Origin of the sequence: Oceanobacter sp. 4_MG-2023 (assembly GCF_030689165.1) — a bacterium.
Taxonomy (GTDB): domain Bacteria; phylum Pseudomonadota; class Gammaproteobacteria; order Pseudomonadales; family Oceanobacteraceae; genus Oceanobacter.
Genome location: NZ_JAUYVV010000012.1, coordinates 21,945 through 45,637 on the forward strand (window position 1 = coordinate 21,945; position 23,693 = coordinate 45,637).

Consider the following 23,693-nt stretch of genomic DNA (forward strand, 5'->3'; position numbering starts at 1 on the left):
GGGTCTGACCCTTTGACAAAGCCCGGCCTTGCCGGGCTTTGGCGTCTGTAGCCTGCGCCCATAGCCGCAGCAAGAGAGAAATATCATGCCAAAAGATTACAGTCGAACCTCCCGTTTGTCGGAACAGATTCAGCGCGAACTGGCCTTGAAAATCCAGTTTGAAATGAAAGATCCGCGCCTGGGAATGGTGACTTTGAATGACGTGCGGGTGGCTAAGGATCTCGGCTATGCCGATATCTATTTCACCGTGATGGGTGCCAAGGGAGAAACCGATCAGGAAATCCAGGCACAGACTGTCGCCATTTTAAATGACGCCGCCGGTTATCTGCGCTCCGAACTGGCCCGTATTCTGACGACTCGTGTGACGCCGATGTTACGTTTCCACTATGATGAAAGCATGGATCGGGGACACCACCTGACTGGCCTGATTCGTCAGGCCCGTGATCAGGACAAGGCCAATCAGGCTTCTGCTGAAGACGACGACGCATAAAGGCGGCTGGGGTGGCGATGCTGAGGCACTACCGTATAAAGACCTGCTGCGGCAAGCACTTAATACTAGCCTCAATGCAGCACCTTCAGTACAATTACAAGCGCCGGTACAAGGCTGATCAAGCCTTGGTTATGGCCAGTATCTGCAGCATTTGACCTTCTCGTGGTTGGTCAGGTCTGCAACGGCATACTACTGTTAATGTGCACGGTAGCGATGTCTTTTTTAACGTCAGGTTTACCTGATGCACATTATGTTGGAGTTATACATGGCATTATCTGCTGAGAAAAAAGCTGAGATCGTTACAGAGTATCAAACTGCCGAAGGCGACACCGGTTCACCGGAAGTTCAGGTTGCCCTGCTGACCCATAACATTCTGGGTTTGCAAGGTCACTTCAAGGAGCATGGCAAAGATCACCACTCCCGTCGCGGTCTGATTCGCATGGTTAACCAGCGTCGTAAGCTGCTGGACTATCTGAAGCGTAAAGATGCTAACCGTTACCTGGATCTGATCCAGCGTTTGGGTCTGCGTCGCTAATCTCGCTTGCAGCAAAAGCCCTCCGGGGCTTTTGTTGTTTCTGTAGCTCGCTTGTGCGGCTGTCTATACTCCCTCTAAATTCTGTTATCACTGTGGTGCCAGCCCCGCAAGAACGCGGTGGTGCTTCTAACCATTTGTCGTTGGTTCCCGTCAGGGAACCCGATATCCCCGTTCTGCTGTCAGCGTGGGGGAAGCCGGCTCGTGCAACGGCCAATGCTTAGAAGCACCGGCGGTGATGCAGCTTCGTTTGATTTACAGGAAAAATGAATACATGAGCAACAAACCTGTCGCTAATACCAAAACGTTCCAACTCGGTAACGACACCATCACGCTTGAAACTGGCCGAATTGCCCGTCAAGCCGATGGTGCGGTACTGGTTACCATGGGTAAAACCCAGGTGCTGGCTACTGTCGTAGCTGCCAAGAAAACCAAACCCGGCCAGGATTTCTTCCCGCTGTCGGTTCATTATCAGGAAAAAATGTACGCTGCAGGCCGTATTCCTGGTGGTTACCTGAAGCGCGAAGGCCGCCCTTCAGAAAAAGAAACACTGACTTCCCGTCTGATTGACCGTCCGATCCGTCCTTTGTTTGCCGATGGCTTCATGAACGAAGTTCAGGTCATCGTCACGGTTATGTCGTCTGAAAAAGATGTTGATCCAGACATGTGCGGCATGATTGCTACCTCCGCTGCCTTGGCAGTATCCGGTGTGCCTTTTAATGGTCCAATCGGTGGTGCACGGGTTGCCTTTATTGAGGACAAGGGTTACATCCTGAACCCGACTCAGACTCAGCTGGAAGATTCCTTGCTGGATATGATCGTTGCCGGTACCAAAGATGCCGTCTTGATGGTGGAATCCGAAGCCGACGAACTAACTGAAGACGAAATGCTGGGTGCTGTACTGTTTGCCCACAAAGGTTTCCAGCCTGCTATCACGGCCATCAGTGAGTGGGTTGAAGAACTGGGTGTCAGCAAATGGGATTGGGCAGCTGAAGCCAAGAACGTTGAGCTGTACGAAGCAGTAAAAGCAGAGACTGCAGCTGCGATCGGTGAAGCCTATACCACGTCTGACAAGATGGAGCGTTACGGCAAGCTGGACGCGATCAAGGCTGACGCGATTACAAAACTGGCTGCAGCAGAAGGCGAAGAAGGTTTCTCCGCTGACGATATCGCTGACATGATGGGCGAGCTGAAATACGAAGTTGTGCGCAAACGCATTATCGATGGCGAGCCACGTATTGACGGCCGTGATAACGATACCGTTCGTCCTCTGACCATCGAGACCGGTGTACTGAACACCACGCACGGTTCAGCTCTGTTCACCCGTGGTGAAACCCAGGCGATTGTTGTGACCACTCTGGGCTCTGCCCGTGATGCACAGATGATCGACTTCCTGCACGGCACCAAGGACGATCCGTTCCTGTTCCACTACAACTTCCCTCCATATTCTGTTGGTGAAGCTGGCCGTCTGGGTACGCCAGGCCGTCGTGAAATTGGTCATGGTCGCCTTGCCCGTCGTGGTATCCAGGCAATGATGCCTACAGCAGACGAATTTCCTTATACCATTCGTATTGTGTCAGAAATCACCGAATCCAACGGTTCTTCTTCCATGGCGTCCGTGTGTGGTGCTTCCCTGGCACTGATGGACGCAGGTGTACCGATCAAGGCCCCGGTTGCTGGTATCGCCATGGGACTGATCAAGGAAGGCGAACAGTTTGCCGTTCTGACTGACATTCTGGGTGACGAAGATCACCTGGGTGATATGGACTTCAAAGTGGCTGGTACTGATGAAGGTATCACTGCCTTGCAGATGGATATCAAGATCGAAGGTATTACCGAGCAAATCATGGAAATTGCTCTGGAAAAAGCCAAAGCAGCCCGTCTGAACATTCTGGGTCAGATGAACACTGTGATTGCTGAGCCACGTACAACACTGGCTGAAAACGCACCGACCATGAGCACCATGAAGATTCCTTCCGATAAAATCCGTGAAGTGATTGGTAAAGGTGGCGCGACCATTCGTGATATTACGGAAAAATCCGGTGCTTCGATCGACATCAATGATGATGGCGAAATCAAGATCTTTGCGGCTGGTAAAGAAGCCTCTGATTTGGCGCGCAGCATGATTGAAGCAATCACTGCGGATATCGAAGTAGGAACTACCTACACAGGTAAAGTCAGCAAAATCGTCGATTTTGGTGCTTTCATCACCGTTCTGCCTGGCAAGGATGGTCTGTTGCACATCTCTCAGATCAGCGAAGAGCGTGTTGAGAACGTGACCGATTACCTGAAAGAAGGTCAAATGGTTAACGTACACGTAATGGATGTTGATCCAAAAGGTCGTGTCAAACTGACCATGAAGGGTGTCGAGCAACCTGCTTGATATCTGAGCGGTGCACCGGTTTCGTTGATTTTTAGCTGACGAAAACGGACTGACTGCTTTCTGAAACCGCCTTCGGGCGGTTTTTTTATGGCTGCTCTCTCACTGTGATTGATACGGCAGGGGTTGATGCACGGCAAGACACCAGAGAGTGGCTGCTCCTAGACTAATAAAGTAGCTGAAATCCGCTGCAGTAATAACAGCCTGCTCGCCGATGACCGGTTCAGATTGCGCCGGGTATGGATCCATTAAAACGATGGTGCAGGTGGGTTTTATTCTGTTTTTTGTGTTGGCAGCGGGTGGATGTGTCTTTAACTGTTGGCAATGATTGGTCTGGAGAGCGTGATGGCACGTGAACGAATGGTACTTAAAGAAACCGGCGGCAGTCTGGATGTTAGCTCGGACGCCGGTCGGTTGTCTCGTGCGCTGGCACAGGCCGGTTGTTCTGTGCCGATGAGTCGGGTGACGGAAGCCTTGTGGGTGGCCGAGCGGTTGTCTGATCAGCTGTATGACCGTATTCCGGCGCTGCAACGACAAGCCGGGTTTTTATCCATGCCAGGTTCCGCCGCTCAGTGGCAGGTACTGATGCAACTGGCCGCTGCGGGTATGTTGATCAACCACCTGACGGGCAAGCGCCGCGACTGGTTATCGGCTCTGCCAGGCATGGGAGCGGCGCTGGAAATCTGGCAGTTACTTACTGGCAGTGCAAACCGTGCCCGCCAACAGCGTTATCCGTTAACTCTTGATGGCTGGACTCGTTTTGAACAGGAATTTGGCCGGGATACGGAGCAACAGATTCTGCCTGGCCCCTGGATTTCGCCTGAACTGATGGGAGCCAGAGCACCGCTGGATACCTTGGTAACTCAGGCTGTCCATCAACCGTTACCAGGAGAAGTGGCCTTGCTGGTGATGGATGGTGATATTGACGAATTAAAAGAGCGAATGGGACGCACCCTGGCTTGGTGGTCCCGGCAGGATAGCGGTGTATTGATTCCGGTCTGGGTTGCGGACAATGGTCAGCAGCCCGTGGATAGTGATGAGCTGTTATTAACCGATACCAGACCAGTCAATATTGCTTGTGCATTGCTGGAAGCTGAGGCGGAGTGGCCGTTGCGACAGACTGCCGATATACACTGGTTGCCCTGGCTTACGCTGGTGTGCCAGCCGGTTATTGCAGTCGCAATTGAGCCAGCAGCCAGTACCGGTTGGCCTGCCAAGGCTGCAGTACTACGACAGCCGCGTCAGCCATTACGACCTTTTATGGTAACGGTGAACCGTCCAGACCCGCATTGGCAAGGTGCGCAACAACCGCATGACGTGTTGTCAGTGCTGGATCGTTACTTCGCCGATATCTGTGAAATTAATCCGGCATTACGGCCTCGGCTGGCGAGCCACCTTGGTGCTGTACAAAAGACATTGCCGATCAGCTGTGAGCGGTTGGGGCTTCGCAGTGCCGGAACAGCCGGAGCTTTGCTTCATCATCACGATGGTGAATTACTGGTCAATGCCTGCTTGGGCAATCAGATGGGCATCAATATGCTGGTGACACACGAGTCTGCCGGTCTTGCCATACTGGAGCCGGTGTTACAGGCGATTGCCTTTGCCCGTCGGCAAAAGCTGGATGATGAAGCCGCCCCCTGGGCTGGCTTGCCACTGGTTTGTCGTCATGACCCTGCCGCTCCTGAAATGACAGAACTCTTGTTGTCGCAAAGTGCCGATCAGATGCGGGTGCTGTTGATCCCGGATGGCAATACTGCGCAGGCGGCTTTAAAGAGCTGCTACGGTGAGACTGGAGTGGTGATGCAGCTAGTCATTCCGGATGGCCCGGTTGCCTCTATTATGACACCGGCGATGGCAGAGCAGTTGGTCAGTCATGGGGCTGTGTGTTTGCATGGGCATTGTGCTGCGGAAATTCAGCTGGTGGCCAGTGGTTATCAGTCTTTGCAGCAGGCATTACAGATCAGTGAGCGCTTGCAACAGCATCAACGGCCACATTCATTGGTGTACTTGCTGGAGCCTGGCCGGTTTCGCCACGCCAGGGATTCAGCCGAAGCCGGTTGTCAGGTTGACGATCAAATTATCAGTGGTCTGTTCCCCGAGATTGTACGTCAGCGTCTGGTTTTCTGTGATATGCGCCCGGAAGTGTTTATTGGGCATTGTCGTCGCCTGCATCTGGATAGCAGTCAGGTACTGGGGTTCAGTAATCACCCTGCGGCGCGGCTGGGCGAAATACCACAAGCGAATGCATGCAGCTGGTTGCACGGCCTGGTTCGGTTGGCGTTATCTTTGGGGCTGCCAGAAGCAAGCTGGTTGACGGAGTCGGAATGGCAGTCGTTACAGCGATAACGTTGATCTGACACACAGGGATGGTGGTAAGGGGTTGCAGTCATAGTGACTGGTGTTGTGGCTGGTGTTGGGACTGTCTGAGTGCAGGGCTGGAAAAGAATAGAAAGCTTGATATCAGAACTGAATAGCCAGCATCTGAAGAAGATCAGCCATCAGGGTCAGGAGCTGACACCTGATGGCTGGAAACCATCAAAACGATATTACATCGTCTTACATATGGCCGGTTTCTTCGTAACGTTGGTGCCAGCTTAATGCTTCACCCAGCAAATGCGGAGTATGCATGCCACGACCACTGGCGCAGGCGCGATCAAAGTAATCGCGCAAGGCTGGGCGGAAGGCTGGATCGGCACATTTTTCTATAATGACGTGTGCACGCTGTCTTGGAGACAGACCGCGCAAATCCGCCAGACCGTGTTCGGTAACCAGAATCTTGACGTCGTGTTCCGTGTGGTCAACGTGAGAAACCATTGGCACGATGGCAGAGATGGCACCGTTTTTGGCGGTTGATGGCGTTACAAAAATCGACAGATAACCGTTACGGGCGAAGTCACCGGAACCACCAATACCGTTCATCATACGGCTACCCATAATGTGGGTAGAGTTGACGTTGCCGTACATATCGGCTTCGATCAGGCCATTCATGGCGATCACGCCCAAACGACGAATCAGTTCCGGGTGGTTACTGATGTCTTGCTGACGCAAGATGATCCGTTCCCGGTAGAAGTCGATGTTATTGTTCAGCTCGTCCATGGCGGTCGGGCTGAGTGAGAAAGCGGTAGAAGATGCGGCTGCCAGAGTGCCGGATTTCAGCATGGCCAGCATGCCGTCCTGGATTACTTCGGTAAAAGCAGTCAGCTGTTTGAATGGGCCGGCATCAAGACCTTCCAGTACGGCGTTAGGAATGTTGCCCACACCGGATTGGATTGGCAGCAATTCTTTCGGCATACGTCCCAGAGCAATTTCCTGCTCGAAGAATTCGAGGATATGGCCGGCAATGCGGCGCGAAATTTCATCTGGTGGGTTAAACGCTGAATTGCGATCGGGAGCGTGGCTTTCAACAACCGCAATGACTTTCTCGGTTGGGCAATCCAGATAATGCTTGCCAATACGGTCGGTCGGCTTGCTGATCTGGATAGGTTTGCGGTTCGGCGGCAAGGCAGTACCGTAGTAGATATCGTGCATGCCTTCCAGACCAGCACTTTGAGCGCTGTTGACTTCCAGAATGATGTGGTCAGCTTGTTCGATCCAGGTCTTGTTGTTACCAACCGCAGAGGAAGGGATCAGGCGACCATCTTCAAGTACACCAGTGACTTCGATGACGGCAATGTTCATTTTGCCAAGGAAGCCGGACCAGGCGTACTGGGATACTTCGGACAGGTGGATATCGATGTAATCCATGCTGCCGTTATTGATTTTTTCACGGCAGATTGGATCTGATTGGAAAGGCAAACGCATATTGATGCCGTTGACGGCCGCCAGCTTACCATCCAGTTCCGGTGCGGTTGACGCGCCAGTCCAGATGTTGATGCGGAATTCTTCGCCAGCGTTGTTCAGTTTTTCTATACGATCAGCCAAAGCAGCAGGAATGGCTTTAGGGTAACCTGCGCCAGTAAAGCCGCTCATGCCAACGGTGCTGCCAGCAGGTATCAGTGCGGCGGCGTCTTCGGCAGACATAAGTCGATCAGAGAGTGCCGTGCAGAGCATGCGTGAATCTGTAGCCATAGAAAAGTCCCGGTTATATAAAGAGTAATATCCGATTGGCGTATTTCATGTCTTTTTTATGCCAATACGTGCCAAATAGTATGGCTTTATGCGTGCTAAGTACCATCTTTCGGTATCGACTTAAGTCTATAAAAACAGTGTGTTGAGTAAAATGACATAATTGTCAGGTGGTTTTTTTGCAAAACGGGCGGGAAATACCGCTGTAAGCGTAAAACGCTGAGGGCAGGGCGAGCTTATCTTATAACGTTGCGGTATTGGCTGTCGGTGATACGTTAGTTAGTTATACAAAAGACAGTAGAGAACAGCACCGGTGCAAGCCTTGCAGTCGTTAGTTTTGCACCGATGCTGTTCTCTCGAAGACTACTGGGCGATAGACTGGTTCACCACCGCCAAAACGGCATTCATGCTGGCGCTTAATGTGTCTTCGTCTTCTGCCGCGCCAGTGTAGCGTTGGCCATTGATATTGGCCTGGATAAAGGCGACAGCCCCGGCATCCGAACCTTCACCGGATGATTGCTCATCAAATTGCACGATCTGGACCGACACACCTAATGCGCGGTGGATGGCGTCAGTAAAGGCACTGATCGCACCGTTGCCGTGCCCGTGCAAGCTGATCAGGTTGCTGCCGTCGTTAAGGCAAGCCTGAACGGCGGTCTGGCTGCCACTGCCTTCAAGGGTGTAGCTGTCGAGTTGCAACTGGCCATGGCTGGTCATAAAGGTGCGGCGGAACAAGCTGACGATATCGTCGGTTTGCAGTTCGCTGGCACTGCGTTCAGCCAATGCCTGCACAGGTTGGGCCAGTTCAATCTGTACCCAGCGTGGCAAGGTGATGGCCATTTCCTGCTCAAGCAAATAACTGGCTCCTCCTTTGCCCGACTGGCTGTTGACCCGGATGACAGACTGGTAGCTGCGACCGATATCTTCCGGATTGATTGGCAAATAAGCGACATCCCAGTGTTCACTCGCTGTTTGCACGGCGAGGCATTTACGGATGGCATCCTGGTGGCTACCGGAAAAAGCGGTATATACCAGTTCTCCAAGCCAGGGGTGGCGCGGATGGGTCTTGATATTGGTACAGGCTTCGACGGTGCTGATAATGTCGTCAGCCATGCTGATATCCAACTGCGGGTCGATGCCCTGGCTATAGAGGTTCATGGCCATGGTAACGATATCCATATTCCCGGTGCGCTCACCATTGCCCAGCAAGGTGCCTTCTATACGATCGGCTCCGGCCAGAATGGCCATTTCCGCTGCGGCTACGGCACAACCCCGGTCGTTATGGGTGTGGATGCTGATTAACAGGCTATCGCGTTTTTCAACATGATCACAAAACCATTCAATTTGATCAGCAAATACATTGGGCATGGCCGATTCAACCGTGGCAGGAAGGTTGAGGATGATTTTTTTCTCGGGAGTGGGCTGCCAAACATCAATGACGGCATTACACACCTCGACGGCGAAGTCGACTTCCGTACCGGAAAAGCTTTCTGGTGAATATTGGAAGGTCCAGTCTGTTGCCGGATAGTCCCGTGCGACTTGCTGTACCTTGGCAGCGCCTTTGCGGGCAATGTCGATGATACCGGCCTTGTCGAGGTTAAAGACTTTCTGGCGCTGGACCGGAGAGGTTGAGTTGTACACGTGCACCACGGCGCGGCGCACACCATCAAGGGCTTCGTAGGTGCGTTCGATCAGATCATTACGCGCCTGTACCAACACCTGGATCGTGACATCATCCGGAATACGATTTTCTTCGATCAACCAGCGGACAAAGTCGAAGTCCGGTTGTGATGCAGCAGGGAAGCCGACTTCAATTTCCTTGAAGCCCATATCGACCAATAAGTGCCACATTGCCTGTTTCTGGCTAACGTTCATGGGCTCAATCAACGCCTGGTTACCATCACGCAGGTCGACAGAGCACCACAGCGGAGCCGCCTTGATTTCCGCATTGGGCCAGCGGCGATCGCTTTTCCGGATAACAGGAAAACGCGGGTATTTTTCCGGATTGAAGTCCGGGTTGCTGTATTTATGATGACTCATGGTGGCTCCGTACTGGTATTCAGATTGCTGTGATGAAACTGGGTACAGTGTAAAGTGAAGTACGGGATGAAAGATTGTTAATTGTTGTGGTTTTGCACGGTTGTTTTTGTGAATATTGTTCTATATCTTGAATTGTTGGTGATAAATTGCTGAGTTGCTTTTAGGCTTGGTAAAAGATGCTTTTTCTGCGGCTTCCTCAAAGATATTGATGGAGAGATTTGCATGAGTCGATCTGCTCGTGACCTGGTTGTTCTGGATCGTACCGATCGGCGTATTCTGGCGCTGTTGCAGCAGCATGGAGCCTTGTCGAACCTGGAGCTGGCTGATCAGGTTGGCTTGTCTCCCTCGCCCTGTTCTCGCCGGGTCAAGGCATTGCAGGACAGCGGCGTGATTGAAGGGTATCGTGCTCATGTCAGCTCCCGAAAACTGGGCCTGGATTTGCTGGCGTTGATACATATTAATATGGACAAACATACACCGGAACGATTTGCTACCTTTGAGGCTGCGGTGGATGCTTGCCCTGAAGTACTGGAGTGTTATCTGATTACCGGTCAGTCGGCAGACTATGTACTCAAGGTTATTGTCCGTGATATGGAAGCCTTTCAGCAATTATTGCTTGGAACGCTGACTCGTATTGAAGGTGTCAGCGGTGTTCATTCCAGTTTTGTAATGCGTAAGGTGGTCGATCGCAGTGCTTTGCCACTGGATTAGCAGGCCAGTGTTGTGATGCAGTGTCGTTTTTGCCGAGTGTCCGCTCCAAACAGCGGCAGCGGAGGCGGCTATACTCAGGTAGAACCAGCGGAATCAGGCAATGGCAACTGTGATACCTCAATTTCCTTCAGCAGCAAGTAAACTGACAGGCTACATTCTTATATGCAGCCTGGTTCTCAGTGTGCTGTTTAGTGCAGTACAAATTCGCATCGATTATCTAATAGAAAAAGAACGTTTTCAGACCAATCTGGATACCTTGCTGGTGTATCAGAGCGATCAGCTGGCATTGGCACTGCAGCAATACCATAACACCGCCGTTCAGCTGATTTTTGAAGGGTTGATGCTGGATCGCTCCATTGTGTCAGTGTATGTCGACGATGACTTGTCTGGTTATAGCCAGCGGCGTGGACTGTCGGCTGATGATCTGAAAAATGATCTGCTGCAGCCTTACTTGCTGGAAAAAACAGTCGACCTGCTCGGCAATAATCTGGTGGAAGCACATTTTGAAAAAATAGGCAGTTTGACCGTCTGGATTGATAAGCGTGAAATTCATACCGAGTTTCGAGAACGAGCAGCGATGACCATGGCACTGGAGGTGGTACGCAACCTTTTGCTGGTGCTGGCGCTGGTGGTGATTTTCTATCAGCGACTGACTCGCCCGCTGGGTGAGCTGATTCGGCAACTCCAGGGGATTGTCCCTGGTTGTACTGAGCAGCCCCCGGTGACATGTCAGGAAAGGCTGTGTGAATTGCAGGCATTAACGGGCAAGATCAATTACTTGTTAACGTCTACAGCAGCGGAGCTGCGGCGTTGCCAGCAAGAGGAGCAAAACGCCCGTCAAGAGCAGCAAGTGCTGGAACATGAGATGCAGGCTTGTAACAGGGCGTTAAAAAACAGCAAGAGCCAGCTGCAGCAGCGTTTTGATGAACTGGAGCGTACCCAGCGACTGTTGTCTCACTCGCAGCAAATGGCATCGTTGGGGTATCTGGTTGCGGCCATTACAGAAGAATCCAATCAGCCACTGGCCGAGTCTGAGCAGCAAGTGAAGCAATGGCTGGCATCCGATGGTCGCGATCATCCTCCGGGCCAGCTGGTCAGGCTCAGAACCAATCTGGAGCAAGTCCACCGGAGAATCAACGAACTACATGTTCTGGCCAGCCCAGAGCCTCGACAGAGCCTGGATCTGGCTGCCTTGATGCAGAAGGTGGTCGCGGAGCAGTCGCTCAATGAACGTATCAACCTGGTAATTGAAACAACGCCTATCCCCGGAATTGAATGTGTTGAGAGTCAGGTTCGTCTGGCATTTCGGCAGCTGCTTGCCAATGCCCGTGAAGCCCTTGGAAGTGATCCGGGCAAGATAACCATTTGCCTCGAAACCGTGAACGACACGGTATGTGTATCCATCCGGGATACCGGGGAGGGCATGGATGCTACCGCGGTGAACAGCTGGATCCATGCGGATTGGGGAGTGCCGGAAAACGGCTTGGGGTTGGCGGAGGTCGCTATTGTGATGGCTTATCATAGTGGGGATTTGACCATTGATAGTGAGTTGGGAGTCGGTACCCAAGTGATGCTGACATTTCCTGTGGCAACGTTATCGAGCAGTGCCAGCTCTGCGGCAGGTTGATTTGCCGAATGGCTGTGAATGATTTAGCGTTGCGGTAGCAACAATGAGGAATCACATGGCCAAGCAAAAAAACAGCGGTGGACTGGTCTATTCCACTGAAATTGGACGTACCTGCCCCGCATGTCGGGAAGCCGTGGCACAGTGTCGCTGCGGAGAGCCAGAGCAACCCCAGGGTGACGGGATTGTGCGTCTGGCACGAGAAACCAAAGGGCGTGGTGGCAAGGTTGTGACTCTGGTGACCGGAGTGCCGCTGATCGGAGCCGAGCTTAAGACACTGGCCAAAGAGCTGAAAAAGAAATGTGGCGTTGGTGGTGTACTCAAGGATGGTGTTATTGAAATTCAGGGGGAGCAGCGTGATTTGCTGATGTCTGAGCTGACCCGGCGTGGTTTTACGGTGAAAAAATCTGGCGGATAATAAGCCCGATACATGACACTGCCTCATTAAACGAATGACGATCTGATGAATTGTCCGCCAGGTTTGATGTACTTCAAACCTGGCCCAACAACCTGATTATTTGTTTTGCCAACACGATAAGCTGATGACTTCAATAGCATGCCGGAGTCTGCGCTAATGGAAGAAATCAGCTTGTTTCTGGAACGCGGCGGTGAAGTGATTTACCCCATTATGGCGGTTATCTTTTTACTCTGGGCGTACCTGATCGAACGCACCTTGTATGTGGTGGCAGTGCACCCGGCACGATGCGCCATTGCACAGCAGGAATGGTGTTCCCGTTCTTGTAAACACAGCTGGATCTCTCGACAGATTCATCAGGAACTGCTGGCCAGTTTGACGATGGGGCTGGATGCAGGATTCACTACTATCCGGATGTTTATTGTTATTTGTCCTCTGCTGGGTTTGCTGGGGACGGTCACAGGCATGATTGAAGTATTTGATGTCATGGTGCAACTCGGTGCCGGTAGCCCCAAACCCATGGCGGCTGGTATTTCCAAAGCCATCTTGTCAACGGTTGCCGGTATGGTGGGCGCGATCACAGGCTTGCTGGCACAAACCGTCTTGAGACGGATTATTGAACACGAAAAACGGCGCATCAAAACGGTACTGGCTTTCGATTAGGCAGTGGGTATCATGCTGCCTGTTTTAACAGTACAGACGCCAAACCATGGGTTTAATAACCGTCGTGAGAGAAATAACAGCCGCAGGCAAAATCAGTGAGTCATAAGCCGATGTCATCACAATCGCTGATCAGCAGTGATGAAGAAGCCATGACTCTGGCGCTGGCCTTGGCGCAAACCGCTGCTGACGATGGTGAAGTACCGGTCGGTGCCGTGGTTGTGCTGCATGGTCAGGTGATTGGTCGTGGACGTAATCGCCAGATTACCGATCTTGACCCCAGTGCCCATGCCGAAATGCTGGCAATACGCGAAGCTGCCGCCACCATTGGTAACTACCGGCTCAGTGGTGCTTGCCTGTACGTTACCCTGGAACCCTGCACCATGTGTTATGGCTTGTTGGTTCACAGCCGTATCGAACGTCTGGTGTATGGGGCATCTGAACCGAAATCCGGTGCGGTTCACAGTGCCATACCGCTAGCCGCTAATCCTGTCTTTAACCATACCTTCCAGATTGAGAGTGGTGTGATGGCGGCAGAGTGTGGCCAGATGTTGTCGGCTTTCTTTGCTGCACGGCGAGCGGCGCGCAAACGCCTGAAAGCGCTTGCCCGACAACCGGACACTTCCGACACTCCCATTCAAGAGGAACCGGATGCATCGGACCATCATTCAGGCAAGCCGTCAGGCTGCGATGCTGGCGGAGAGACGGCTTGTTAAGTTAAAGTGCATTTTGGCGTTATTTATAAAGCGCGCAGCCACAGGTATCAGCAAAAGCCTGCCATCCGGTATTTTGTATCTGGTTTGGGGTCACCATCAAAAACGCCCCGCAAGAGCGAGGCGTTAGTCGGAGACTGAGAGATACGTCAGTCAGAGTCGGGGAGCGGGCCAGCACTATCAGGCGTTATCAACGGCCTGATTCAGCATGGTGTAAAGCTCATCTTTCAGTGCAACACGACGCACCTTCAGCGTTTCAAGACGTTCATCAGAAGCAGCTTCTTTTTGTTCTTCTATATGGCGTATTTCCTTGTCCAGCACATCGTATTCTTCGAACAGCTTGGCGAAATGACGGTCATTCATCTTCAAATCACGAATCTGTTCACTCAACTCTGGAAAATCGTGGTGCAGGTCATGGGCTTCTATCGGCATGTAAATCTCCTTGGTGACTGCATTCAGGATAACGCCGGCCAGTAAGGCAGTCTTGATACAGGTCAGATTCAAAGACAATGGCTATGCTGCGTGGAAGGCTATTGCAATCATGAAATCACAAGCATGAGCCGGAGATCTGATGCTTGGGCTTGTATTGCCTTTTTCTGGTTGGCTGATCCGCACAAACTCTTTCCGTAGGGGTTATATTTTGTGCAAACTGCTTAGCTCTGAATAAGGTGTTTGGTAGTGGTCATTTTTTATCGTAAAGGCTCTGGGCCTTCCTCATAGGACCTGTAGCGCGGGGTACAGGCAATAAAAAACCCCAACTGATAACAGTTGGGGTTTCGTATTTGGTGGAGATGGCGGGAGTTGAACCCGCGTCCGCCAATCCTCCACTAGGAGATCTACATGCTTAGCCGTCTCTATTCATTTAGTTCGTCACGGCCCGAGGGGCAGGGCGTTCAGAACGAGCTCGATTGGTTTTAACTCTTCAACTCCGAGCGAAGCATCCAAGCGATCCTATAGGGCTTAGCCCTCGTCCCCCTGTTATAGGCACCGGGGTTCAGAGGTAAGCTGCAATTAAGCAGCTAGTGCGTAGTTTTCGTCGTTTGCGACTATATAAATGTAAAACGTTTGATTTACGAGATCGTCTTACCCTCTCGGCATGCACCACTAGCTTTGTAATCAACGTCGAATCCGGATCATCCCCAAAATCGGTGTTGTTCAGGCTTGTGAGCCCAGGGCAACAGCCCTTCTGTCCAGTCAGAAACCCATAGGCTTTTTTATCGGCCAGGTTCCCTTGCAGGTAATGTTCTGACTGTTGTGGCAACGCAGTATTTCGCGTAGCAAGAGCGGAACTATACGTCTATCCGTGGGTTTTGCCAAGTACCTATCGAACCAGTACCTGGAAAACAGGATAAATCAGCGTACCGAGTGTTTCATGATGCGTTCTTTTTGTTTGGCCCAGTCGCGGTCCTTGCTGGCGGCGCGTTTGTCGTGGGACTGTTTGCCTTTGGCCAGGGCGATTTCGGCCTTGACGCGATGGCCTTTCCAGTAAAGGGCGGTGCAGACGCAGGTATAGCCTTTGGCCAGTACTTTTTGCTCCAGCCGTTCGATTTCACGGGCGTGGAGCAGCAGTTTGCGCTCTCGTCTGGGTTCCGCAATGATGTGGCTGGATGCCTGGTTCAGCGGCGTAATCAGTGCGCCGGTGAGCCACACTTCGCCTTTGTGGAAGGTGACGTATGAATCCAGTAGCTGGCACTTGCCTTCTCGCAGTGCTTTGACTTCCCAGCCGCTGAGCATCACTCCAGCTTCTTGCTTGTCTTCAAGGAAATAGTCATGGCGAGCCCGTTTGTTCAAGGCGATGGTCGAGCTGGCGGCTTTTGGCTTTTTTTTGGTACTCATACTGTCAACAGGAATGTCTCTGGGCGGTGTGGGACTTGTCTGGTCGGATGCTGTGGCATCAGCGTCTGTTTTTGGCGTTGTTCTCAACTTGATACAGCTGAAGAATTTTTAACAATACAGCCACAGGTTGGTCAGGAGAATAACATGAATTCAGATAAAACCGGTATGAGTGGTGTGAGGTGTTGATTGGGATCTGGATTCTGACTGCGTTGCCAGCCTGGGGAACATTCGCTGGCCAGTGGTGAACGGGTCATTATGGCGTGTTTTTTATCAAGGAGCTTTGGCGTGGAAGAATGGAAGGCCACACGCAGGGGTTTCTCTCAGCTAACATTTTATTGCCACTCAGTGGTATTCTTTGCGCAGTTTTTGTTGGCTGGGTTGTCTGTTGCCCGTGGCTGTTGGGCTGTTTTTGATGAATGGTTTACGGTCTCGATGTTGCCTTGGCGGCGGTTAAGTCAGCGGTTTTTCAACTTTATTCAAGAGGTATCATGACCACCATTACGCGCAGTGCGCTGGTGATGTTCAGTGCAGAGCAGATGTTCGATCTGGTGAATGACGTTCGCCGCTATCCGGAGTTTCTGGATGGTTGTCGACAGACTGAGGTGATTGACGAGGGTGAGGATTTTATCAAGGCTCGGCTGACGATCGCCAAGGCTGGCATTAATCAGAGTTTTAGTACCCACAATCGTCTGGTCAAGCCGGAGCGGATGGAAATGGAGCTGCTGGACGGCCCATTTACCCGTTTTCATGGTATTTGGCATTTTCAAAAATTGTCGGAGGAAGCCTGCAAGGTATCCCTGGATATGGAATTTGAAGTGGCAAACAAACTGACCGGTGTTGCTTTGGGGGTCGCCTTCAAACAGGTGGCTAATATGATGGTTGATTCGTTTGTGAAGCGAGCTCAGGTGGTGTATGGCTGACACAATAACGGTTGAAGTGGCGTACGCGTTGCCGGAAAAACAGCGGATTCTGGTGGTGCAAGTCCCTGTCGGGAGTAGTTTGCTGGAAGCTGCCCGTCTCTCTGGTATTCAGCGGGAATTTCCTTCATTGGATCTGGAGTCCGCCAAAATGGGTATTTTTGGCAAGGCGGTGAGAAATTTGGCTGAGGCGGTTCAGGACGGCGACCGCATTGAGATTTACCGTCCGCTGATTATCGACCCGAAGCAGGCGCGAGCCAATCGTGCCGCCAAGGCAAAGGCGTAGCCTGCTTGCCCTGGCGTGATTTTGACGCATTACTGGGTGAGTTCGACCGGGATGGTATTGACGGAGGTTTCTTCCTGGGGCAGAGAATCCAGCTGGCTCTGTTCCGAGAACGTCGCGTTGGGCAGCGTGCCGGTGTAGTTCATATAATTGCCCTGATCATCAAAAAATACCTGGATGTGATATTGCTTGGTGATTTCGTCACGCTCTTCCAGCGTATAGATATAATCCCAGCGTTGGCTGTTGAATGGATTTTGCAGTACCGGGGTGCCCATCACGAATTCAACCTGGTGCGCCGTCATGCCAGCATGTAGCTGATCCAGCATATCCTGGGTGACGATATTGCCCTGCTGAATGTTCAGCTTGTGTACACCTGGGAAAACGCAGCCGGAAAGGGTTGCAAAACCAAGTAAAAAAGTCAGAATTGTCGCTCGCATCATTCAGCTGTTGTCTCGTCCGGAGGTTTGCGTTTTTGCATTGATGGACGATGATACCTGATGAACCAAGTCGCTGTGAAATATTCGAGGGTTGCAATGTCCGATCAAAATCTGGAGTTGCGTAAAGCAGGTCTGAAAGTCACTCTGCCAAGAATCAAAATCTTGAGCATTCTGGAATGTAATCCGGAAGCGCATCTGAGTGCTGAAGATGTCTATAAATCATTGATTGAGGCAGGTGAAGATGTTGGGCTGGCAACTGTTTATCGGGTGCTGACCCAGTTTGAGGGCGCTGGACTGGTGACTCGCCATAATTTTGATGGTGGTCATTCTGTGTTTGAGCTGGATAAAGGAGGTCACCACGACCATATGGTAGATGTTGATTCTGGCACAGTGGTTGAATTTACCAATGAAGAAATCGAGCGGTTGCAGCATGAAATTGCAGCACAGCACGGTTACGACCTGGTTGATCACAGCCTGGTGCTTTATATCCGCAAGAAGAAGTAATCCGTATTGGCCAATGTCAGATGATGACATTGGTTTTATAGGGGAGATGAGGGGGCTGTGATGTGTCTCCCCAGATATGGCGGCCTTGGCCGCTTTTTACCAACGTCGGTCGTTGGCAGATTTGTGCCTTTGTGCCGAAGCCTCTGTAACATCGGTGACGACATTCGTCGTTGCTGCCTGTTTTCCTTTCTCTGATAGCGCTTCTGTGTGGTTTGCCGCTCTGATTATTTGACGGTTGGCGGTGCTGTGATCTTGCCCGGTTAATGAATATTCATGCTGGGCCGTATCATTTTATTGCTTTGTCAGCCAGCGCTACGCCTGTTTGACCAGTGCCAGCATCTCTTTGGCATGAGTCATGGTGCTGTGTGTGATATCAACACCTCCCAGCATACGAGCAATTTCCTGAGTCCGTTGGGTGTCGCCGAGTTCTGTAATACGCGTGTGAGTGTACTCATCGCCAGAAATCTTACTGACCATAAAGTGCTGATGTGCTTGCGCCGCCACCTGGGGCTGGTGGGTGACGCACATGACCTGGCCGCGTTCACCAAGAGCACGCATCAGGCGACCCACCCGTTCAGCGGTGCCACCGCCAATACCAACGTCTACTTCATCAAAAATCAGGCAGGCAATATCGCTGGTGGCTGCGGTGACGACCTGAATTGCCAGGCTGATTCGTGACAGCTCACCTCCGGAGGCGACTTTGGCCAGCGGTCCGGCAGGCATCCCCGGGTTGGTTTGAACCATAAAACGGATCTGGTCGATGCCGTGCTTGCCTGCTTCACTCAGTGACAGCGGGTTGATATGGGTTTCAAACCGGGTGCGCCCCAGTGCCATGGCATCAAATTGATCACATACGTTGGCATCCAACCTGGCGGCGGCCTGGATGCGTGCCTGGCTCAATGTCTGCGCTTCGGTCAAGTAGCGCTGTTCCAGTGCGATCACTTGCTCTTGCAGATCTGCGAGGTCTTCGTCTGACATGCTTAGTTCGGCAAGTGCGGCTTCTTGCTGCTGCCAGTGATCGTACAGCTCGGTCGGTTGGATCTGATGCTTGCGTGCCATGCTGAAAATATCACTGAGACGTTGCTCTACCTGCTGTAGCCGGTGGGGGTTAATGTCTACCTGCTCCAGATAGTGACGTAACGAGTGACCTGCTTCCTCGAGCAGTATCTGGGCTTGCTGCATCAAGTCACGTGCTTCTGTCAGGCTGGTGTGCTGGTCATCAATACGCAAGAGTTGCTGATAGGCAACCCAGGCCATCTGGGCTGCTCCCTGGCTGTCACCGTCGTCACCTGTGCTGGCGGCCAGTGCCTGTTGTCCGCCCAGTAACATGGATTCTGCATTGGCCAGGCGCTTATGCTCCAGCTCCAGATCCGCCAACTCCGTCACGCCGAGAGACAATTCTCGTAATTCTTCTACCTGATAGCTGAGTAATTGACGCTGAGCCTGGACTTCACTACTGACTTCCTGCAGCTTGTGCAGGCGTTTTTTCATACGTTGCCATTGCTGAAAACAGTTGGCGACTCTGGTGGCCAATGGTTTCAGGTTGCCAAAGGCATCGACGATGTCACGAGGGGCGTCTTTTTCCATCAGCCGTTGGTGGGCGTGCTGGGAATGAACCTCGATCAGATGTTGTGATAACTCACGCAAATCGTTGGCAGACGCGGGGCGGCCATTAATATAGCCGCGGGAGCGGCCCTCGGCCGAAACAACCCGCCGCAGCAAGACAAGGTCTTCTTCATCAGGAATATCGCGGCCAGCCAGCCACTGACGAGCCTTGGGTGTTGGGCAAAAACTGGCGCAGATTTCCGCACGTTCAGCACCTTGTCGCACCATGGCGGCATCGGCACGTTGACCCAGCGCCAGACCAAGAGCATCCAGCAGAATGGATTTGCCAGCACCGGTTTCTCCAGTGATGACGGCCATGCCGCGCTGAAACTCCAGTTCGAGATGTTCAACCAGGGCAAATTGATGAATAGACAGATGGGTGAGCATGAAAATAACGCCTTTATCTGAATGTATAACCAGTGTTTTTATATACAGTACTTGTTACTGTCAAGTGACAAGTTGAATTCTCTTACGGTTATACCCTTGAATCCGACGAGCGGAACCCCATATAGCTGCGAGCGCCATTTTTCGACGAGAGGAGTACTTCATGTCAGACGAGCAAAAAAATCAGGACGAAGCCCTGCAAAACGAAAATCAGCAAGCTGATGCCAGTATTGAGACCGGAGAGGCTGAAGAAGCGGCAGCCACTGATCAGCCAGATGTCGAAGCACAGCTGGCAGCAGCCCAGCAAGAAATCGCTGATCTGAAAGAGCAGGTTCTTCGCGTTCAGGCCGAAATGCAAAATGTACGTCGTCGTGCTGAACTGGACGTGGAAAAAGCCCACAAGTTCGGTCTGGAAAAATTTGCCAACGAAATGGTTACCGTCGTGGATAACCTGGAGCGTGGCCTGGCGGCCGCACCGGAAGAAGAGGCGACCAAAGCCATTCGTGACGGCATCGAGATGACGCTGAACGGATTCCTGTCGGCCCTGGCCAAGTTTAATGTCGATGTGGTCGATCCGGTTGGTCATCCGTTTGACCCTGAACACCACCAGGCCATGACCATGGTCGAAAGCGCGGATGCCGAACCCAATTCGGTGGTTGCTGTGATGCAAAAAGGCTACCTGATGAACGGTCGCTTGTTACGTCCTGCAATGGTTGTTGTGAGTAAAGGCAGCTCTGCAAGCTGAATGGCAGGTTGCAAAAATTTAATGGCATGCCTTGAAAGCGCCAGCTTCGGACACATATACAAGTCATAGGCAAATACATCGCAACGTTCCTCGTTGCAATCGGTTAAAGACAAGCAAGCAGTGATCACTGCTCGAGTTTTGGAGAGATTTATCATGGGTAAGATTATTGGTATTGACCTGGGAACCACCAACTCCTGTGTGGCGATCCTGGATGGCGATAAGACCAGAGTTATTGAAAATGCAGAGGGTGATCGTACTACACCGTCTGTCGTCGCTTACGCTGACGAAGAAGTACTGGTTGGTCAATCTGCCAAGCGCCAGGCCGTTACAAACCCACAAAATACCTTGTTTGCGGTCAAACGTCTGATCGGTCGTCGCTTCAAGGATGATGTGGTTCAGAAAGACATCAAAATGGTACCGTACAAAATCATGGAAGCCAGCAATGGTGATGCATGGGTTGAAGTACGTGGCGAGCAGTTTGCTCCCCCACAGGTGTCTGCTGAAATCCTGAAAAAAATGAAAAAAACCGCTGAAGACTATCTCGGCGAAAGCGTTACCGAAGCAGTGATTACCGTACCTGCTTACTTTAACGACTCCCAGCGTCAGGCAACCAAAGACGCCGGTAAAATTGCCGGTCTGGAAGTCAAGCGTATTATCAACGAACCAACCGCAGCGGCGCTGGCTTACGGCATCGACAAGGAAGGTGGCGACCGGACTGTTGCTGTCTATGACCTGGGTGGTGGTACCTTCGATATCTCCATTATCGAAGTCGCTGATGTGGATGGCGAGAAACAATTTGAAGTGCTGGCCACCAATGGTGACACCTTCCTGGGTGGTGAAGATTTCGATATGCGCCTGATTGAATATCTGGCGGATGAATTCAAGAAAGACAGCGGCATCGACCTGAACAACGATCCATTGGCTCTGCAACGTCTGAAAGAAGGCGCTGAAAAAGCCAAGGTTGAATTGTCCAGCAGTCAGCAAACCGATGTGAACTTGCCTTATATTACGGCGGATGCCACTGGTCCCAAGCACTTGAACGTCAAAGTGACGCGTGCCAAGTTGGAAAGCCTGGTGGAAGAGCTGGTCAAGAATTCACTGGATCCTTGCCGCATGGCACTGAAAGACTCTGGTCTGAGTGCCAGTGAAATTGACGAAGTGATTCTGGTCGGTGGTCAGACCCGTATGCCGCTGGTACAGAAAAGCGTTGCCGATTTCTTTGGTAAAGAGCCACGTAAAGACGTTAACCCGGACGAAGCGGTAGCCGTTGGTGCTGCGATTCAGGGTGCGGTTCTGTCTGGTGATGTGAAAGATGTACTGTTGTTGGATGTTACTCCTCTGACTCTGGGTATCGAAACCATGGGTGGTGTGGCAACACCGGTTATCGACAAGAACACCACGATTCCTACCAAGAAATCACAAGTGTTCTCTACTGCAGATGATAACCAGACTGCCGTAACGATCCATGTAGTACAGGGTGAGCGTAAACAGGCTGCCCAGAACAAGTCACTGGGCCGTTTTGACCTGGCTGATATTCCGCCTGCGCCACGTGGCACGCCACAAATCGAAGTCACCTTCGACATCGACGCAAACGGTATTCTGAACGTTAGCGCCAAAGATAAGGCGACCGGCAAAGAGCAGTCGATTGTGATCAAGGCCTCTTCTGGCCTGAGCGATGAAGAGATTGAACAAATGGTTCAGGACGCTGAAGCGAATGCGGAAGCGGACAAACATTTTGAAGAACTGATTCAGGCTCGTAATACCGCCGATGGCATGATCCACGCGACCAAGAAAACGCTGGAAGAAGCCGGTGACAAGGCAACGGAAGAAGAAAAAACAGCCATTGAAACAGCGATTACTGAACTTGAAGCAGCACTGAAAGGTGATGACAAGGCTGACATTGAAGCTAAAACCACCACTCTGACAGAAGCTTCTGGTACGCTGGCGCAAAAGCTGTATGCCGAGAAGGCCGAAGCTGAAAAAGCCGGTGCTGCTGATGCAGGCTCTTCTTCAGCGGATGACGATGTCGTTGATGCTGAATTTGAAGAAGTCAAAGACAAGTAAGACGACAGATGGGAGACGGGAGTCAGCCAACCTCTGGTGGGCTGACTCCCGTCTTGCGTCTCACATGGCTGGATCAATAGCTCCCATCTGAGGCAAGAAAGACGATGTCCAAACGAGATTATTACGAGATTCTTGGTGTATCAAAAGATATTGATGCCAAGGACCTTAAGAAGGCCTACCGTAAATTGGCCATGAAATATCACCCGGACCGTAACCCGGATGACAAGGATGCCGAAGCCAAATTCAAAGAGGCAACGGAAGCCTACGAAATCCTGAATGATAGCCAGAAACGCGCAGCGTATGACCAGTACGGTCATGCCGGGGTTGATCCCAATGCGGGTGGTGGCGGATACGGCGGTGCTGGTGCTGCAGGCTTTGGCGATATCTTCGGCGATGTGTTTGGCGATATTTTTGGTGGTGCTGGCGGCGGTGGCCGTGGTGGTCCGCAGCGTGGTTCTGACCTGCGCTACACCATGGAATTATCGCTGGAAGAAGCCGTTCGCGGTGTCGAAAAGAAAGTGCGGATTCCAACACTGGTCAGCTGTGAAGTTTGTCACGGCAGTGGTGCCAAACCAGGTACCACTCCGAAACACTGTCCTACCTGTAATGGGGTTGGCCAGGTGCGGATGCAGCAAGGTTTCTTTTCGGTGCAGCAAACCTGTCCGACCTGTCATGGCCAGGGCACAATCATTGAAGATCCGTGTACCAGCTGTCATGGCCGTGGTGTAAAAGAAGAAACCAAAACCCTGTCGGTTAAGATTCCGCCAGGTGTGGATACCGGTGACCGTATTCGCCTGTCGGGCGAAGGCGAAGCTGGCGCCATGGGTGGACCCGCTGGTGACCTGTATGTTCAGGTCAGTGTGCGCGAACATGCACTGTTTCATCGCGACGGCCGCAATCTTTATTGCGACGTGCCGATCAGTATTGTGGATGCGGCATTGGGTGGCGAAATGGAAGTGCCGACACTGGATGGACGGGTACGCCTGAAGATTCCAGCTGAAACCCAAAGCGGTAAATTGTTCCGCCTGAAAGGCAAGGGTGTTGCGCCAGTACGTGGTGGTGGTGCCGGTGATTTGCTCTGTCGAGTGCAGGTTGAAACGCCTGTCAGCCTGAACGATGAACAAAAAGCCTTGCTGATGAAGTTCCAGGAATCACTGACAGGCGAAAAACACGCGCCGCAAAAAAAGAGCTGGTTTGAAGGTGTGAAACGGTTCTTCGAAGACGTTTGAAATGGCGTTAGAGGCCATTAAAAGCTGACATTCAAATACAGCCCGCGGTTGCACCTTGT

At 51.9% G+C, this 23,693-nt stretch carries 20 protein-coding genes, 1 other RNA gene and 1 pseudogene; 15 read left to right on the forward strand and 7 right to left on the reverse strand.

Annotated elements, in window-relative coordinates; all coding sequences use genetic code 11:
* The first annotated feature begins 85 nt into the window (after nucleotides 1-85).
* The 4 genes from rbfA to Q8W24_RS10185 all read left to right on the forward strand — a co-directional run bounded on the left by rbfA (nucleotide 86) and on the right by Q8W24_RS10185 (nucleotide 5,748).
* The gene (rbfA, locus tag Q8W24_RS10170) at nucleotides 86-490 is read left to right on the forward strand and encodes a 30S ribosome-binding factor RbfA (RefSeq protein WP_303431834.1); all 405 of its coding nucleotides are present in this window, start codon (nucleotides 86-88) and stop codon (nucleotides 488-490) included.
* Nucleotides 491-755: 265 nt separating this feature from the next.
* Nucleotides 756-1,025, forward strand: coding sequence for a 30S ribosomal protein S15 (gene rpsO / locus Q8W24_RS10175; protein ID WP_303431835.1), 270 nt, complete (start codon nucleotides 756-758; stop codon nucleotides 1,023-1,025).
* A gap of 271 nt (nucleotides 1,026-1,296) precedes the next feature.
* Nucleotides 1,297-3,405 carry a polyribonucleotide nucleotidyltransferase gene (pnp, locus tag Q8W24_RS10180; protein ID WP_303431836.1) on the forward strand — a complete coding sequence of 703 codons (2,109 nt, stop codon included), beginning with the start codon at nucleotides 1,297-1,299 and terminating at the stop codon, nucleotides 3,403-3,405.
* Nucleotides 3,406-3,747: 342 nt separating this feature from the next.
* On the forward strand, nucleotides 3,748-5,748 hold the full coding sequence (locus Q8W24_RS10185; RefSeq protein WP_305475221.1) for a hypothetical protein: 2,001 nt from the start codon (nucleotides 3,748-3,750) through the stop codon (nucleotides 5,746-5,748).
* Nucleotides 5,749-5,958: 210 nt separating this feature from the next.
* On the opposite strand, the gene Q8W24_RS10190 is transcribed toward Q8W24_RS10185, so the two are convergent.
* Both Q8W24_RS10190 and Q8W24_RS10195 read right to left on the reverse strand, forming a co-directional pair.
* Entirely contained in the window at nucleotides 5,959-7,470 is a 1,512-nt protein-coding gene (locus Q8W24_RS10190; protein ID WP_303431838.1) for an acetyl-CoA hydrolase/transferase family protein, read from the reverse strand.
* A 360-nt stretch (nucleotides 7,471-7,830) separates the two neighbouring features.
* Nucleotides 7,831-9,507, reverse strand: coding sequence for a 2-isopropylmalate synthase (locus Q8W24_RS10195; RefSeq protein WP_303431839.1), 1,677 nt, complete (start codon nucleotides 9,505-9,507; stop codon nucleotides 7,831-7,833).
* Nucleotides 9,508-9,729: 222 nt separating this feature from the next.
* Here Q8W24_RS10195 and Q8W24_RS10200 point away from each other — a divergent pair, with 222 nt between their 5' ends.
* From Q8W24_RS10200 to tadA, 5 genes and pseudogenes are all read left to right on the forward strand, one after another.
* Complete coding sequence (locus tag Q8W24_RS10200) at nucleotides 9,730-10,218, forward strand: Lrp/AsnC family transcriptional regulator (RefSeq protein WP_305475222.1); 489 nt, start codon at nucleotides 9,730-9,732, stop codon at nucleotides 10,216-10,218.
* Between the two features lie 100 nt (nucleotides 10,219-10,318).
* Nucleotides 10,319-11,845: a sensor histidine kinase gene (locus tag Q8W24_RS10205; protein WP_305475223.1), complete on the forward strand. Its 1,527-nt coding sequence runs from the start codon at nucleotides 10,319-10,321 to the stop codon at nucleotides 11,843-11,845.
* 55 nt (nucleotides 11,846-11,900) lie between these two features.
* Nucleotides 11,901-12,260, forward strand: coding sequence for a translation initiation factor Sui1 (locus tag Q8W24_RS10210; RefSeq protein ID WP_303431842.1), 360 nt, complete (start codon nucleotides 11,901-11,903; stop codon nucleotides 12,258-12,260).
* Nucleotides 12,261-12,416: 156 nt separating this feature from the next.
* Nucleotides 12,417-12,920, forward strand: a complete 504-nt coding sequence (locus Q8W24_RS10215) for a MotA/TolQ/ExbB proton channel family protein (RefSeq protein WP_303431843.1) — start codon at nucleotides 12,417-12,419, stop codon at nucleotides 12,918-12,920.
* A 110-nt stretch (nucleotides 12,921-13,030) separates the two neighbouring features.
* A pseudogene (gene tadA / locus Q8W24_RS10220) lies at nucleotides 13,031-13,516 on the forward strand (tRNA adenosine(34) deaminase TadA); the annotation flags it as partial.
* 294 nt (nucleotides 13,517-13,810) lie between these two features.
* On the opposite strand, the gene Q8W24_RS10225 reads toward tadA, so the two are convergent.
* From Q8W24_RS10225 to smpB, 3 genes are all read right to left on the reverse strand, one after another.
* Complete coding sequence (locus Q8W24_RS10225) at nucleotides 13,811-14,062, reverse strand: YdcH family protein (protein ID WP_303431844.1); 252 nt, start codon at nucleotides 14,060-14,062, stop codon at nucleotides 13,811-13,813.
* A gap of 351 nt (nucleotides 14,063-14,413) precedes the next feature.
* Nucleotides 14,414-14,771: a transfer-messenger RNA gene (gene ssrA, locus Q8W24_RS10230) on the reverse strand.
* A 212-nt stretch (nucleotides 14,772-14,983) separates the two neighbouring features.
* Entirely contained in the window at nucleotides 14,984-15,466 is a 483-nt protein-coding gene (gene smpB, locus Q8W24_RS10235; RefSeq protein ID WP_303431845.1) for an SsrA-binding protein SmpB, read from the reverse strand.
* Nucleotides 15,467-15,954: 488 nt separating this feature from the next.
* Between smpB and Q8W24_RS10240 the strand changes: the two genes are divergently transcribed.
* Entirely contained in the window at nucleotides 15,955-16,386 is a 432-nt protein-coding gene (locus Q8W24_RS10240; RefSeq protein ID WP_303431846.1) for a type II toxin-antitoxin system RatA family toxin, read from the forward strand.
* On the forward strand, nucleotides 16,379-16,669 hold the full coding sequence (locus tag Q8W24_RS10245) for an RnfH family protein (RefSeq protein ID WP_305413978.1): 291 nt from the start codon (nucleotides 16,379-16,381) through the stop codon (nucleotides 16,667-16,669). The genes Q8W24_RS10240 and Q8W24_RS10245 overlap by 8 nt, the downstream gene beginning before the upstream one ends.
* A gap of 29 nt (nucleotides 16,670-16,698) precedes the next feature.
* Here the strand turns inward: Q8W24_RS10245 and Q8W24_RS10250 are convergent, their stop codons facing one another.
* Nucleotides 16,699-17,106 (reverse strand): outer membrane protein assembly factor BamE, encoded by a 408-nt coding sequence (locus Q8W24_RS10250; protein WP_303431848.1) that lies wholly within the window; start codon nucleotides 17,104-17,106, stop codon nucleotides 16,699-16,701.
* 93 nt (nucleotides 17,107-17,199) lie between these two features.
* On the opposite strand from Q8W24_RS10250, the gene fur reads away from it, so the two are divergent.
* On the forward strand, nucleotides 17,200-17,607 hold the full coding sequence (gene fur / locus Q8W24_RS10255) for a ferric iron uptake transcriptional regulator (RefSeq protein WP_303431849.1): 408 nt from the start codon (nucleotides 17,200-17,202) through the stop codon (nucleotides 17,605-17,607).
* A 312-nt stretch (nucleotides 17,608-17,919) separates the two neighbouring features.
* Here the strand turns inward: fur and recN are convergent, their stop codons facing one another.
* Nucleotides 17,920-19,599: a DNA repair protein RecN gene (recN, locus tag Q8W24_RS10260; protein WP_305413979.1), complete on the reverse strand. Its 1,680-nt coding sequence runs from the start codon at nucleotides 19,597-19,599 to the stop codon at nucleotides 17,920-17,922.
* Nucleotides 19,600-19,759: 160 nt separating this feature from the next.
* Here recN and grpE point away from each other — a divergent pair, with 160 nt between their 5' ends.
* From grpE to dnaJ, 3 genes are all read left to right on the forward strand, one after another.
* Nucleotides 19,760-20,341 (forward strand): nucleotide exchange factor GrpE, encoded by a 582-nt coding sequence (gene grpE / locus Q8W24_RS10265; RefSeq protein ID WP_303431851.1) that lies wholly within the window; start codon nucleotides 19,760-19,762, stop codon nucleotides 20,339-20,341.
* Between the two features lie 153 nt (nucleotides 20,342-20,494).
* A complete protein-coding gene (dnaK, locus tag Q8W24_RS10270; protein ID WP_303431852.1) occupies nucleotides 20,495-22,405 on the forward strand; it encodes a molecular chaperone DnaK in 1,911 nt (636 codons plus the stop codon).
* Nucleotides 22,406-22,509: 104 nt separating this feature from the next.
* Nucleotides 22,510-23,634: a molecular chaperone DnaJ gene (gene dnaJ / locus Q8W24_RS10275; RefSeq protein ID WP_303431853.1), complete on the forward strand. Its 1,125-nt coding sequence runs from the start codon at nucleotides 22,510-22,512 to the stop codon at nucleotides 23,632-23,634.
* Nucleotides 23,635-23,693: the final 59 nt, after the last annotated feature.